The sequence below is a fragment of the Streptomyces himastatinicus ATCC 53653 genome, assembly GCF_000158915.1.
GTDB lineage: Bacteria > Actinomycetota > Actinomycetes > Streptomycetales > Streptomycetaceae > Streptomyces > Streptomyces himastatinicus.
In genome coordinates, this window is sequence record NZ_GG657754.1 from 5,968,824 (window position 1) to 5,983,066 (window position 14,243).

Below are 14,243 nucleotides of genomic sequence, written 5' to 3' on the forward strand. Positions count from 1 at the left end.
GGGTCGCCGGGACCGTCGGTGCCGCAGGAGGCCCCGATGCCGACGGAGCCACCGGAACCGCCGGAACCCCAGGAGCCGCCGAGGCCGTCGGAGTCGCCAAGGCCGTCGTGCCTGAGTGGCCGGTGTTGTTGGGGGTGCGGCATCACGGGCCTGGGTCGGCGCGGGCCGTGCGGGCGGCGCTCGATGAGTGCGAGCCCGGCGTCGTGCTCATCGAGGGCCCGCCGGAGGCGGACGCGCTGGTGCATCTCGCCGCCGACGAGGACATGCGCCCGCCCGTCGCGCTGCTCGCGCACGTGGCGCACGACCCGGGGCGCGCCGGGTTCTGGCCGCTGGCCGGGTTCTCGCCGGAGTGGGCGGCCATCCAGTGGGCGCTGGCCCGCGACGTGCCCGTCCGGTTCATCGACCTCCCCGCCCGCGAACTCCCCTGGCCATGACCGCCAAGGGCGACGTGGGAGGACGAAGAGCCGGGTGAGGCCCGAGCGGGTGCGCGTCGATCCGCCTCGCCGTCCTCGCCGAGGCGGCCGGGTACGAGGATCCGGAGCGCTGGTGGGAGGACGTCGTCGAGCACCGCAGCGTCGGTGGGACCGCGGCGTTCGCCGCCGTCGGCGAGGCCATGGGGGAGCTGCGGGCCGCGTACGGGCACGGCGGGCACGAGGACGACGCCGTCCGGGAGGCCCATATGCGGGTGCGGATGCACGCGGCGCGGCGGGAGTTCGGGGAGCGGGTCGTCGTCGTGTGCGGGGCCTGGCACGTACCGGCGCTGGCCGCCCGCTCCACGGTGACCGCCGACCGGAAGCTGCTCAAGGGGCTGCCGAAGGTCAAGGCCGAGATCAGCTGGGTGCCCTGGACGCACCGGCGGCTGGCCCGGCACAGCGGCTACGGGGCGGGCATCGCCTCACCCGGTTGGTACAGCCATCTCTTCCACGCACCGGACCGGCCCCTGGAGCGCTGGCTGACCAAGGTCGCCGGGCTGCTCAGGGACGAGGACTTCGCGGTGTCGTCCGCGCACGTCATCGAGGCCGTGCGGCTCGCCGAAACCCTCGCCGCCCTGCGCGGCCGCCCGCTCGCCGGGCTCGCCGAGACGACGGATGCCGTGCGGGCCGTCATGTGCGAGGGCTCGGACGTGCCGATCGCGCTGGTGCGGGACCGGCTCGTGGTCGGGGACGTGCTGGGCGAGGTCCCCGCGTCGGCACCCGCCGTACCGCTCCAACAGGATCTGCGGCGCGCCCAGCGCTCGCTGCGGCTGGCGCCCGAGGCCGCGGAGCGGGAGCTGGAGCTCGATCTGCGCAAGGACATGGATGCGGCGCGCAGCCGCCTGCTGCACCGGCTGCGGCTGCTGGGGGTCGGCTGGGGCACCCCGGCGGCCTCGCGCGGCAGCACCGGCACGTTCCGTGAGACGTGGCGGCTGCGCTGGGAGCCGGAGCTGGCGGTGCGGGTCGCGGAGGCGGGGGTGTGGGGCACCACCGTGGTGTCGGCGGCCACCGCCAAGGCCGAGTCCGAGGCGCTGGGCGCCACGGCCCTCGCCGAGGTCACCGAGCTGGCCGAGCGCTGTCTGCTGGCCGCGCTCCCCGACGCCCTCCCCGTGGTGATGCGCGCGCTCGCCGACCGCGCCGCGCTCACCGCCGACGTGGGCCATCTCGCGCAGGCGCTGCCCGCCCTGGTGCGGTCGGTGCGGTACGGGGACGTGCGCGGCACCGACACCGCGGCGCTCGGCGAGGTCGCCGCGGGCCTGGCCGAGCGGATCCTCGTGGGGCTGCCGCCCGCTTGCGCGGGGCTCGACGCGGACGGCGCCGCCGACATGCTCCGCCACCTGGAGGCGGTGCACCGGGCGATCGGCCTCCTGCCGGAGCCCAAGCCGTCCGCGCCACCCGGGCAGCCTGCATCGTCCGCGCCGTCCGCGCCGCCCGCACCGGCGGTCGACGACTCGCTGCGGGCGCGCTGGGCGGCCGTGCTGCGCGCCATCGCCGGGCGGGACGGCACCCCCGCCACGCCGGGGCTGCTCCGCGGCCGGGCCGCGCGGCTGCTGCTGGACGACGGGAGGCTCGCCGAGGACGAGGCGGCCCGGCTGATGCGGCTCGCGCTCTCGCCCGGCACCGCACCACCCGAAGCGGCCTCCTGGATCGAGGGGTTCATCGGCGGCGACGCGGGCGGCGGCATGCTGCTCGTCCACGACGAACGGCTGCTCGGCCTCGTCGACGGCTGGCTCACCTCCGTACCGGCGGAGGCGTTCACGGACGTCCTGCCGCTGCTGCGGCGCACCTTCTCCGCGTACGACACCGGCGTCCGCCGCACCCTGGGCGAGCTGGTCCGCCGCGGTCCCGGGCGCGCGGCCGGTGAGTCGGGCGCGGGTGGCGAGGGAGCAGCCCCCGCGGCGCCCGCCGCGCCCGGCTTCGGCCCCGGGCTCGACGCGGACCGTGCGGCCGCCGTCGTACCGACGGTGCGGCTGCTGCTCGGCCTGGACCCCGGCCACCAGACTCCCGCCCTTGACCACGACGACACCGCGGAGGCGGCCCGATGACGGACATCGACGTGGAAATCGGCGCGGACGCGGGCGACGAACGGCTGCGGCGCTGGCGGCTGGTGCTCGGCGGGGAGGGCGGCGGAGACGGCACCGGCCGCTCCCTCAGCGGCACCGACGCCGCCATGGACCAGACGCTCGAAGCGCTCTACGGATCCGGGGGCGGGGACGGCCCCGGGGGCGCGGGCGGCGCCGCCGGAAGCGGCGGCGGCCCGGCGGGCAGCGGTGCCTCGCGGTCGGCCGGGCTCGGCGGCTCCGCGCCTCAAGTGGCGCGCTGGCTCGGCGACATCCGTACGTACTTCCCCACCTCCGTCGTCCAGGTCATGCAGCGCGACGCCATCGACCGGCTCGGCCTGTCGGCGCTGCTGCTGGAGCCGGAGATGCTGGAGGCCGTGGAGGCGGACGTGCATCTGGTGGGCACCCTGCTCTCGCTCAACAAGGCGATGCCGGAGACGACCAGGACCACGGCGCGTGCCGTCGTCCGCAAGGTGGTCGAGGAGCTGGAGAAGCGGCTCGCGACCCGCACCCGCGCGACCCTCACCGGCGCGCTCGACCGTTCCGCCCGGGTCAGCCGCCCCCGCCACCGGGACATCGACTGGAACCGCACCATCCGTGCCAATCTCAAGAACTACGTCCCCGAGCACCGCACCGTGGTTCCCGAGCGGCTGGTCGGTTACGGGAGGGCGGCGCGCGGGATGAAGAAGGACGTCATCCTGTGTATCGACCAGTCGGGGTCGATGGCCGCGTCCGTGGTGTACGCCTCCGTCTTCGGTGCCGTGCTCGCGTCGATGCGGGCGATCGCCACCCGGCTCGTCGTCTTCGACACCGCCGTGGTGGACCTGACCGACGAGCTGGACGATCCGGTGGACGTCCTGTTCGGCACCCGGCTCGGCGGCGGCACCGACATCAACCGCGCCCTGGCGTACTGCCAGTCGCAGATCACCCGGCCCGCGGACACCGTCGTCGTGCTGATCAGTGACCTCTACGAGGGCGGCATACGTGACGAGATGCTGGGGCGGATCGCCGCGATGAAGGCGTTCGGGGTGCAGTTCGTGGCATTGCTGGCGCTGTCCGACGAGGGGGCGCCGAGTTACGACCGGGAGCACGCGGCGGCGCTCGCCGCGCTCGGCGCACCGGCCTTCGCCTGCACCCCCGATCTCTTCCCGGAAGTGATGGCGGCGGCCATCGAGCGGCGCCAATTGCCGATACCGGACATGGCGATGCATCAGTGACCATCACTGGCTCGGGGCTTGCGCGGCCCCCTGTGGGTCGTGCAAGGATCACTCCTGTCGCCAGGACGTGAATGTGACCGTCCGGTTTGGCGCTTCGCCTGCTGTCCGTTCCAGGGAAGGCCCTCCTTTTGTCTGCCGCGTTCGCTTTGCCTGCCGCTGTGCGCTTGCCGCGCACCGTGGCCGCGCGGCGGGCGCTGCTGGCGGCGCTCTTCCTCGGGGGCTTCCTGGCACTCGCGTTCCTCTTCGGTGGCAGCGCCCAGGCGGCCGAGCGGGGCGAGCTGACGACCGGATCGGTGACGGGCCACCAGGCCCAGGCATCGGACCTGGTCGAGTCGGCCGCGAAGGCCGTTCCGGCCAAGGCCACACCGGCCAAGGCCACACCGGCCAAGCCGACACCGGACGAGGCACCGGCCAAGGCGGCCCCGGCCAAGGCGGTCAAGACCGCCCACACCGTGGCACGCCGGACGGCCCACACCGCCACCGAGGCGGTCCGCAAGACCGTGGAGCCGGTGCGCGAGCCGGTCGAGCGGCAGGCGCGACAGGTCACCGATCCGGTCGATGACCTGGTCAAGGAGGCCACGGGCACCCACCTTCCGGTGCGGCTGTCCGAGGTCGGCGAAGCCGGTGTCGGCGCCCTGGGCGACGCCCCCGGTGCGCACGGCGCCGCGTCGGGCCAGGGCCCGACGGCGGACGACGCCGACGATAACCACGCCTTGCCGCACCCGGCCCGGCCCGCCGCGGCCCCGCTGGGGCCGGACACGGCGGCCTCGGACGCCGCCGCACCCCGTACCGCCGACTCCCCCGACCACGGTCATGGCACCGTCGTCCGGGCTGCCGACGGCGCGGTCCAAGGCGAGGGGGCCCCTGGCGCCGCCGCGCCTCCCGCGGTCCCCCCTCGGGACCGTCACCCCAGTGCACCGGCGACAGTGGGCGCTCCCCGTGGCGGGAACACCCACGACCGCTCTGCCGCCGTCCGACGCCGCGCAGTTCGGGCTCGCGCCCGGCGCGGTCCGTGCGGACAGCTTCGCGCCGACGCGCGAGCGGTACAACGAAGTCCTCGAATTCCCCGGCTAGGGCAGACCTCCACCCGTCTGTAAGACCTGCCGCGCGGGGGTGGTCAGGTCTGCCCATCCGCTAACCCCCTTGAATTCGAAGGACTTCCTCCCCATGCGTAACAACGTTCGCCGCTCCATCCTCGTCGCCGCTGCCGCCACCGGGATCTGGGCCCTGGGCTCCGCCGCCGCCAGTGCCGCCGAGACCCCGAGCATCCCCTCCACCGACAGCGTCTCCAGCACGGTGGACGGCGTTACGGACAAGGTCACCGACACGACCGACAAGGTCACGGACACCACCGGCAAGGTGACCGACACGGTTGACGGTGCGACCGGCGATGCGGCCGACACCTCCAAGCTGAACGACACCGCGAAGAAGACCGTGGACGGCGTGACCGGCACCGCCGAGGACACCGTCGACGGTGCCGCCAAGGGCCAGCTGCCGGACGTTTCCAAGACCACCCGCGATGTGACCGGTGGCGCGCTCGACGGCGTGAACGGTGACGCCGCCAAGCCGGGCAAGGTCGTCAAGAAGGCGCACCACGCCGTGAAGTCCGTCCAGAAGGCCGCCGACGTCGACCTGCCCACCGGCGAGGTTCCCGGCGTCGTTCCGCACCTGCCCGGCCTGGGCTCGCTGCCGGTCAACGGCTCCTCGCTGCCGAACGCCGCCCCGGTGCCGTCCGTCAAGGGCGCCCCGGCCGAGCTGCCCGCCCAGCTCCCGGCCACCCCGAAGCTGCCCGCCGCCCCCGGCGCCGCCGACAACCTGCTCGCCTCCCTCTCCGGCGCGGGCGTCCGTCCGGAGGAGCTGACGGGCAAGGCCAAGGGCACCGTGGGCGTCGCCAAGCCCGTCGTGAACGGCATCGCCGACGACGTGCTGCCGCCCGTCGCGCACCGCATCGTGGTCAGGGTCGTCCCGGTCGCGCAGGGCACCGTGAACGACGCGGGTGTGCTCGCCGGTGACGCCGCGGGCAAGACCGTTCCGTACGTCGCCTACGTCGCGGGCAGCGCGCAGGGCTACACCCTGGGCACCGCCAGCAACGTGCTTCCGTTCGCGCAGGACACCGTCGCCAACGCCGTGCCGTTCGTGCAGAACACCGTTGCCAACGCCGTGCCGGTCGCCCAGAACACCGTCAACAACACGGTTCCGTTCACCGCCGACCTGGCCACCACCACGGCTCCGTTCGCGCTGGACCTGACCGGCTCCGTGGCCACGAACGCGCAGGGCACCGCGGTGAACACCGTGGCCCGGGTGCAGAGCCTGCTCCCGGTGGCCCCGGTCGACCTGACCGACGCCGCCAACATCCCGGCGATCCCGGCCCTGCCCGCGGTCCCGGCCCAGCTGCCGACCGTTCCGGCCGACCTGCCGCAGGTTCCGGCCCAGCTGCCGACCGACCTGCCGACCGTTCCGGCTGACCTCCCGCAGGTTCCGGCCGAGCTGCCCACCGACCTCCCGCAGGTTCCGGCCGAGCTGCCGACCGACCTGCCGAACGTCCCGGCCGACCTCCCGCAGGTCCCCGCCCAGCTGCCCACCGACCTCCCGCAGGTTCCGGCCCAGCTGCCCACCGACCTCCCGCAGGTTCCGGCCCAGCTGCCCACCGACCTCCCGCAGGTTCCGGCCCAGCTGCCCACCGACCTCCCGCAGGTCCCCGCCCAGCTGCCGACCGACCTGCCGAACGTCCCGGCCGACCTGCCCGCCGTCCCGGCCCAGCTGCCCACCGACCTGCCGGCCGCCCCGGCCACCCTCCCGGCCGTCTGATCGCCGGATCGCATGATCGCCGCGTGCGGCTCTGACGCCGTACGCAGCCGCAACACCGCGCAGTAGCCGAGAGCGGGCAGTCCTCGTTGGGGAGGGGGCTGCCCGCTTTCGGTTCCAAAATAGGTGTGTACGGTCGCGATCTGTGACCGTAATCACCGCTCCAGTGTGATCTGCGATTTAGGGCGGCACGTCTCGCGGTTATAACCTGCGAGACGGACATGCCGCGTACCCGGCGCACGTGTGCCGCCCTCGTTATAGATCGCGTCCTCACGCTGGCCATCGCGCGGCACGCCCGCGCAGATAACGACCGCGATATCCATGGAAAAGGGACGGACGCGCGTGGACCTGTTCGAGTACCAGGCGAGGGACCTCTTCGCCAAGCACGGTGTACCGGTGCTGGCCGGTGAAGTCATCAACACGCCTGAGGCGGCGCGCGAGGTGGCCGAGCGACTGGGCGGCCGTGCGGTCGTCAAGGCGCAGGTCAAGGTCGGTGGCCGCGGTAAGGCGGGCGGCGTCAAGCTGGCCTCCGACCCGGCCGACGCCGTGGAGAAGGCCAACCAGATCCTGGGCATGGACATCAAGGGCCACACGGTCCACAAGGTGATGCTCGCCCAGACCGCGGACATCAAGGAGGAGTACTACGTCTCCTTCCTGCTGGACCGCACCAACCGCACCTTCCTCGCCATGGCCTCCGTCGAGGGTGGCGTGGAGATCGAGGTCGTCGCGGAGCAGAACCCCGACGCGCTCGCCAAGATCCCGGTGGACGCCATCGAGGGTGTGACCCCCGAGAAGGCCGCCGAGATCGTCGCCGCGGCGAAGTTCCCGGCCGAGATCGCCGACCAGGTGGCGGACGTCCTCCAGCAGCTGTGGACCGTCTTCATCAAGGAAGACGCCCTGCTCGTCGAGGTCAACCCGCTGGTCAAGACCGGTGACGGCAAGATCATCGCGCTTGACGGCAAGGTGACGCTGGACGCCAACGCCGAGTTCCGCCAGCCGGAGCACGCGGAGCTCGAGGACAAGGCCGCGGCCAACCCCCTCGAGGCGGCCGCCAAGGCCAAGGGCCTCAACTACGTCAAGCTCGACGGCGAGGTCGGCATCATCGGCAACGGCGCGGGTCTGGTCATGTCGACCCTCGACGTCGTCGCGTACGCCGGTGAGAACCACGGCAACGTGAAGCCCGCCAACTTCCTCGACATCGGTGGCGGCGCCTCCGCCGAGGTGATGGCCAACGGTCTCGAGATCATCCTCGGCGACCCGGACGTCAAGTCCGTCTTCGTCAACGTCTTCGGCGGGATCACCGCGTGCGACGCCGTCGCCAACGGCATCGTGCAGGCCCTGGAGCTGCTGAAGTCCAAGGGCGAGGACGTCAGCAAGCCGCTCGTCGTGCGTCTCGACGGCAACAACGCGGAGCTGGGTCGCAAGATCCTCACCGACGCCAACCACCCGCTCGTTCAGCAGGTGGACACCATGGACGGCGCGGCCGAGCGCGCCGCCGAGCTGGCTGCGAAGTAAGGGACGAGGTCACCAGAAACCATGGCTATCTTCCTCACCAAGGAAAGCAAGGTCATCGTCCAGGGGATGACCGGGTCCGAGGGTCAGAAGCACACCCGTCGGATGCTCGCCTCGGGCACCAACATCGTCGGTGGCGTGAACCCGCGCAAGGCCGGCACCACCGTTGACTTCGACGGCAACGAGGTACCGGTCTTCGGCTCCGTGAAGGAGGCCATCGAGGCCACCGGCGCCGACGTCACGGTCATCTTCGTCCCGGAGAAGTTCACCAAGAGCGCGGTCATCGAGGCGATCGACGCCGAGATTCCGCTCGCCGTGGTGATCACCGAGGGCATCGCCGTCCACGACTCGGCCAACTTCTGGGCCTACGCCGGTCAGAAGGGCAACAAGACCCGCATCATCGGCCCGAACTGCCCGGGTCTGATCACGCCGGGTCAGTCGAACGCGGGCATCATCCCGGCCGACATCACCAAGCCCGGCCGCATCGGTCTGGTGTCGAAGTCCGGCACCCTGACCTACCAGATGATGTACGAGCTGCGTGACATCGGCTTCTCGTCCTGCGTCGGCATCGGCGGTGACCCGGTCATCGGCACCACCCACATCGACGCGCTGGCCGCCTTCGAGGCCGACCCCGACACCGACCTGATCGTGATGATCGGCGAGATCGGCGGCGACGCCGAGGAGCGGGCCGCGGACTTCATCAAGGCCAACGTCACCAAGCCGGTCGTCGGCTACGTGGCGGGCTTCACCGCGCCCGAGGGCAAGACCATGGGCCACGCCGGTGCGATCGTGTCGGGTTCCTCCGGCACCGCCCAGGCGAAGAAGGAGGCCCTGGAGGCCGCGGGCGTGAAGGTCGGCAAGACCCCGACCGAGACCGCCGGCCTGGCGCGCGCCGCGCTCGCCGGCTGACGACAGCGTCACACGCGGACGCGGGCCCGTACCCCCGGATGGGTGGTACGGGCCCGCGCCTTTTGTGGTCCCGGAGCGGTTTCCGCGGCCGCATGACGCCGCTCCACAAAAGGTACATAAGCCCATTACGTGCGACACGCGACCAATCGCTTGATGTACGGATGAAACGACTGTTATTGGCAGCATGGGCCCGTGACCCAAACGACCGATCGCAGTCCATCGGTGTCCTCACGCGGCAGTGCCGCGCTCCAGCGCCCCTCCGTCGCCAGGGAAGCGTTCCTCGGCGGCGTGGTGGCCGCGGGGCTCGGGCTGGGCACGCTCGCCGTCGTCGTCCTGCTGCTGTGGATCACCTCCTCGTCCCCCGACAAGCAGCCCCGACGGGGCGCTGCACGTCGCCGCCGACCTGTGGCTCCTCGGGCACGGCGCCGATCTCGTACGGAGCGAGACGCTGACCGGGCATCCGGCGCCCGTCGGGCTGACCCCGCTGCTCATCAGCGCGCTGCCCTGCTGGCTGATATAAAAGCGCCGCGCAGCACGGGGTCTACCAAGGCCAGGAAGAGGAGGCCGAGGGGCAGTGGGTGCCCGAGGACTCCGTCGTCGACCCCCGCATCGCCTTCGGCTGGGTGACCGGCGGCTATCTGCTCGTCGGCATGGCGGCCGTGCTGTACGCCACGGCCGGGCCGCTGCGCGTCGACCCGCTCAGCGCCGTGATCCATCTGCCGCTCGTCGCCGTGGCCGTCGCGGCCCTCGGCGTGTGGGTGGCCGACGGCCGGTTCCCGGTGCGGCTGCCCGCTCGGGCGAAGGCCGCGCTGGGCCGGATCCCCGGCGCCACGCGGCTGGCGGCGGGCGTCGTCACCTGCGCGTCATGGCTGCGCGGAAGCTGGTGCCGACGGCGCCGGCTGCTCGCCGCCTGCCGCGCCGGGGCCGGTGGGCTCCTGGTGCTGCTCGGCAGCGGCGCCCTGCTCACCGGGATCTCGATGCTCAGCCACACCGGATCCGTACAGCTGGCGTTCCTCCAGCTCAGCAACGTATGGCAGGGCCGCTTCGCGGTGCTGCTGGTCAGCCTGGCGCTGCTGCCGAACGCCATCGTGTGGGGCGCGGCGTATGGCATCGGCGCCGGATTCGCGGCCGGGGGTGGCAGCCTGGTCGCCCCGCTCGGCGTCACCTCCTACCCCCAGCTGCCGCACTTCCCCCTGGTCGCGGCGCTGCCCGCGGAGGGCCCGCACTGGCCGCTGAACTGGCTGGCCGGGGCCCTGGCGGGGGCGTCGGTGGCCTGGCTGACGGGGGTCGCTGCGGCCCGGCGGCCCGGCAAGGACGCGCCCCGCCCGGCCTGGGGCTGGGGCGAGACCACGGTGCTGGCGGCGCTCGCGGCGATCGGCTGCTCGGCCGCGATGGCGCTGCTGGCCGCCGTGTCGGGCGGGCCGCTGGGCGTGGGCATCCTCGCCGACCTCGGCCCCGACGGGTGGCGCACCGGTGTGGCCACGCTCACCTGGACCGGACCGATCGCGGTGCCCGGCGCGCTGGTGGTGCGCTGGGTGCGGCTGTACGTTCCCAGCCGGGCGACCTGGGCGGAGTGGAAGGCTGCCCGGGCGGCGAAGGCCCGGGCCCGGGCGGAGGCGCGGGAGAAGGAGCGGGCCGCCCACGAGGAGGCGCTGGCCCGGGTGGCGCTGGAGCCCAAGCCGGAGCCGGAGGCCGAGCCGATCGACCTGCGGAAGGCGATGGCCGAGCCCTGGTGGCAGTGGCTGAAGCCGAGCCCGCGCAAGGGCGGTAAGCGGAACGGTGGTAAGCGGAAGCGCGAGCCGGAGCGCGCCCAGGACCCGGCGACGAGCCCGGGCCTCGGCTCCGGGATCGGCACCGGTATGGGTGCGGGCACCATGGCCGAGTTCATGGGCGGCATGGTGGGCGCGACCGGCCCGATGGGTTCGGTGGACCCGGTGGCTCCGCCTCCGCACCGGAAGCCCGACGCCCCGGAGGAGACCCGGTAGACGCCGTGGACGCGCCGCAGCCGCCCCCGATGTGGGGCGGCTGCGGCGCGTCGGGGGCGTTATTCGCCGGTGCTGAGGAGGGGGCGCAGCTCCTTGGGGAGCTGCTTCTCGCAGGCCTGCTGGGAGGTCTGGGTGAGGGCGTCCTCCACGCAGCTGTAGTAGTCCTTGTAGACGATCTGGAAGCTGAACGTCGCCGCGACGATGGCGAGCGCGAGCCCGCCCGTCACCAGACCGCTGATCGCCGCCGTCGACTGCGGCTTCGACGAACCGGAGCCGGAGCCGGGCGCGGGCAGCCGGGCCGGGGTGGCGCCGGGCGGCGGGGGCGGGGCGTTGAGCGGTGCGTTCCCGGTGCCGCTCACCGCGTCGGACGTGGCCGTGGCCGTACGGCGCGGCTTGGCCCGCAGCGCGCTGATGCCCCAGTACAGGGCGAGCGCGCCGAGCAGCAGCGCGATCTGCGCCAGGCTGAACAGGGCGAAGAAGAACGCCCACATGCCCGCCAGCAGTGCGTACCGCGCACGCCGCTGGGCCGGGTCGGTGGGGTCCCAGCCGCGCGGACCGCCCGGGCCGCCGCCCTGGCCGCCGGGCCCGGACGGGCGGGTGCCGCCGGGGCCGGTGCCGAAGCCGCCGCTCTGGCGGCCGGGCTGGCGGCTGCTCCACTGGCTGCCCCAGGCCGGGGGCTGCTGCGGCTGATCGTCCTGGCCGCTCTGCGAGTCCTGGCCGCCTTGGGTGTCACCGTTCCCGCTGTCGCTGTCGCCGCCGTCCCCGGGCCGGTGCCGGGGCTGCCAGGGCTGGTCGGGCCTGCCCTCGGGCGGCGGGGCGAACGGATTGTCCTCGTGCCGGTCCTCGCCGTGGTGATCCCCGGACGAGGAGGGCGAGGGGGAGGAGGGCGAGGGGGACGAGGAGGACGACGGCGACTGCTGCTCGCGCAGCAGCGGCGTCGTACGCGACGTGCGGGCGCGCCTCATCGCCGCCCCCCGGTGCGGGTGGGGGTCGGAGTGAGGCGATGAGCCGCGCGGCGGCGTCGGTCCGGCATCTGGAATGTGTCTTCCCCTTGTGTCGTCGTCCTGCACACCCGGTCCGGGTACGGCTCCTGCCGCACGGTTCGGCGGGGCGGGCGCGACGGTCGTTCCCACGGCATCAGTTGGATTCGCAGTCCAGACGCTACCTCCCGTGCCCGCCCCCGTCCCCCGGGGGCCGCTTCGTGTGCCGGTATCGTTGCTGACGGTCGGCGGCTTCGTAGAGTTCCCCGGAATTCAACAGGCCATGACCTTGTACGACCACACAAACGGCAGCACCGCCCGCGAGAAAGATCCCCGCCGTGGCCTCCCCGCCCCTCCCCGCCCGTCCCGGGTCCCCTGCCCGCCTCGTCGTTCTCGTCTCCGGCTCCGGTACGAACCTCCAGGCGCTCCTCGACGCCATCGCCGACGACGGCGCCGCGTCCTACGGCGCCCAGGTCGTGGCCGTCGGTGCCGACCGCGGCGATATCGCCGGTCTGGAGCGCGCCGAGCGCGCCGGCATCCCCACCTTCGTATGCCGCGTCAAGGACTACGCGAGCCGCGCCGAGTGGGACGCGGCACTGGCGGCCGAGACGGCCGCGTACGCACCGGACCTGGTGGTCTCGGCGGGGTTCATGAAGATCTTGGGCAAGGAGTTCCTGGCCCGCTTCGGCGGCCGGTGTGTCAACACCCACCCGGCCCTGCTGCCCAGCTTTCCCGGTGCCCACGGGGTGCGCGACGCGCTCGCGTACGGCGTGAAGGCGACCGGGTGCACCGTCCACTTCGTCGACGACGGGGTCGACACCGGCCCGATCATCGCCCAGGGCGTGGTCGAGGTCCGGGACGAGGACGACGAATCCGCTCTGCATGAGCGGATCAAGGAAGTCGAGCGCTCGCTGCTCGTCGAGGTCGTGGGGCGTCTGGCGCGTCACGGCTATCGCATTGAGGGACGAAAGGTAAGGATCCCGTGACCGCCGAAGGTACCAAGCGGCCCATCCGCCGCGCGCTGGTCAGCGTGTACGACAAGACGGGGCTGGAGGAGCTGGCCCAAGGGCTGCACGCGGCGGGTGTCCAGCTCGTCTCCACCGGCTCGACGGCCGCGAAGATCGCGGCGGCGGGCGTTCCGGTGACCAAGGTCGAGGAGCTGACCGGCTTCCCGGAGTGTCTGGACGGCCGCGTCAAGACCCTGCACCCGCGCGTCCACGCGGGCATCCTCGCCGACCAGCGCCTCGACGCGCACCGCGACCAGCTCGCCGAGCTGGGCGTCGAGCCGTTCGAGCTGGTCGTCGTCAACCTCTACCCGTTCCGTGAGACGGTCGCCTCGGGCGCCTCGCCCGACGAGTGCGTCGAGCAGATCGACATCGGCGGTCCTTCGATGGTCCGCGCCGCCGCCAAGAACCATCCGTCCGTGGCGGTCGTCGTCAACCCGGCCGCGTACGGCGACGTCCTCAAGGCCGCCGCCGACGGCGGCTTCGACCTGGAGCGGCGCAAGCGCCTGGCCGCCGAGGCGTTCCAGCACACCGCGGCGTACGACGTGGCGGTGGCCAACTGGTTCGCGGACGCCCGCGGCGGAGCCGCTGATGGGCACAGCGCGGCCGACGAGGGCGACTGGCCGGACTTCACCGGCGCGACCTTCACCCGGCAGCAGGTCCTGCGCTACGGCGAGAACCCGCACCAGCCCGCCGCGCTCTACAGCGACGGCAGCGGCACGGGCCTCGCGCACGCGGAGCAGCTGCACGGCAAGGAGATGTCGTACAACAACTACGTCGACACCGAGGCCGCTCGCCGGGCCGCGTACGACCACGCCGACCCGTGCGTCGCGATCATCAAGCACGCCAACCCCTGCGGGATCGCCACCGGCGCGGATGTCGCCGAGGCGCACCGCAAGGCGCACGCCTGTGACTCGCTGTCGGCCTTCGGCGGCGTGATCGCCGTCAACCGCCCGGTGTCGGTCGCCATGGCGGAGCAGGTCGCCGAGATCTTCACCGAGGTCATCGTGGCCCCCGCGTACGAGGACGGCGCGGTCGAGGTGCTGGCACGTAAGAAGAACATCCGCGTGCTGCGCTGCGCCGACGCCCCCGCGGTGGCCACCGAGCGGCGCCCCATCGAGGGCGGCACGCTGGTGCAGGCCAAGGACCGGTTCCAGGCCGAGGGCGACGACCCGGCCAACTGGACCCTGGCGAGCGGCGAGGCGCTGGACGCCGACGGCCTCGCCGAGCTGGCCTTCGCCTGGCGGCGCCCTGCCCGGGCGGGTCAAGTCCAAACGCGATCCCTGCTCGCCAAGGAC

Annotated in this window: 10 protein-coding genes and 1 pseudogene; 10 read left to right on the forward strand and 1 reads right to left on the reverse strand. The window is 73.2% G+C overall.

The genetic code is table 11. The features are described 5' to 3' along the window. Positions 1-122 precede the first annotated feature (122 nt). From SSOG_RS25420 to SSOG_RS25450, 8 genes and pseudogenes are all read left to right on the forward strand, one after another. Positions 123-2,518 (forward strand): annotated as a pseudogene (locus tag SSOG_RS25420) (DUF5682 family protein). Beyond that, a complete protein-coding gene (locus tag SSOG_RS25425; protein WP_009717116.1) occupies positions 2,515-3,750 on the forward strand; it encodes a VWA domain-containing protein in 1,236 nt (411 codons plus the stop codon). Before SSOG_RS25420 ends, SSOG_RS25425 begins: the two are co-directional and overlap by 4 nt. A gap of 164 nt (positions 3,751-3,914) precedes the next feature. Continuing rightward, the gene (locus SSOG_RS25430; protein ID WP_039938674.1) at positions 3,915-4,847 is read left to right on the forward strand and encodes a hypothetical protein; all 933 of its coding nucleotides are present in this window, start codon (positions 3,915-3,917) and stop codon (positions 4,845-4,847) included. Between the two features lie 70 nt (positions 4,848-4,917). Next, positions 4,918-6,558, forward strand: coding sequence for a hypothetical protein (locus tag SSOG_RS57540; RefSeq protein WP_050799961.1), 1,641 nt, complete (start codon positions 4,918-4,920; stop codon positions 6,556-6,558). Positions 6,559-6,897: 339 nt separating this feature from the next. Further along, positions 6,898-8,070: an ADP-forming succinate--CoA ligase subunit beta gene (sucC, locus tag SSOG_RS25440; protein ID WP_009717119.1), complete on the forward strand. Its 1,173-nt coding sequence runs from the start codon at positions 6,898-6,900 to the stop codon at positions 8,068-8,070. Between the two features lie 21 nt (positions 8,071-8,091). Next, on the forward strand, positions 8,092-8,976 hold the full coding sequence (gene sucD, locus SSOG_RS25445) for a succinate--CoA ligase subunit alpha (protein WP_009717120.1): 885 nt from the start codon (positions 8,092-8,094) through the stop codon (positions 8,974-8,976). 238 nt (positions 8,977-9,214) lie between these two features. Next, positions 9,215-9,496: a cell division protein PerM gene (locus SSOG_RS58515; RefSeq protein WP_425385432.1), complete on the forward strand. Its 282-nt coding sequence runs from the start codon at positions 9,215-9,217 to the stop codon at positions 9,494-9,496. Between the two features lie 58 nt (positions 9,497-9,554). Further along, positions 9,555-10,961 carry a cell division protein PerM gene (locus tag SSOG_RS25450; protein ID WP_050799962.1) on the forward strand — a complete coding sequence of 469 codons (1,407 nt, stop codon included), beginning with the start codon at positions 9,555-9,557 and terminating at the stop codon, positions 10,959-10,961. A 59-nt stretch (positions 10,962-11,020) separates the two neighbouring features. Here the strand turns inward: SSOG_RS25450 and SSOG_RS25455 are convergent, their stop codons facing one another. After that, positions 11,021-11,926 carry a hypothetical protein gene (locus tag SSOG_RS25455; RefSeq protein ID WP_039938676.1) on the reverse strand — a complete coding sequence of 302 codons (906 nt, stop codon included), beginning with the start codon at positions 11,924-11,926 and terminating at the stop codon, positions 11,021-11,023. 353 nt (positions 11,927-12,279) lie between these two features. Between SSOG_RS25455 and purN the strand changes: the two genes are divergently transcribed. Further along, positions 12,280-12,927 carry a phosphoribosylglycinamide formyltransferase gene (purN, locus tag SSOG_RS25460; protein ID WP_009717123.1) on the forward strand — a complete coding sequence of 216 codons (648 nt, stop codon included), beginning with the start codon at positions 12,280-12,282 and terminating at the stop codon, positions 12,925-12,927. Further along, positions 12,924-14,243, forward strand: a 1,320-nt coding sequence (purH, locus tag SSOG_RS53905) for a bifunctional phosphoribosylaminoimidazolecarboxamide formyltransferase/IMP cyclohydrolase (RefSeq protein WP_009717124.1), incomplete at its 3' end; no start/stop codon positions are given. The genes purN and purH, both read left to right, overlap by 4 nt.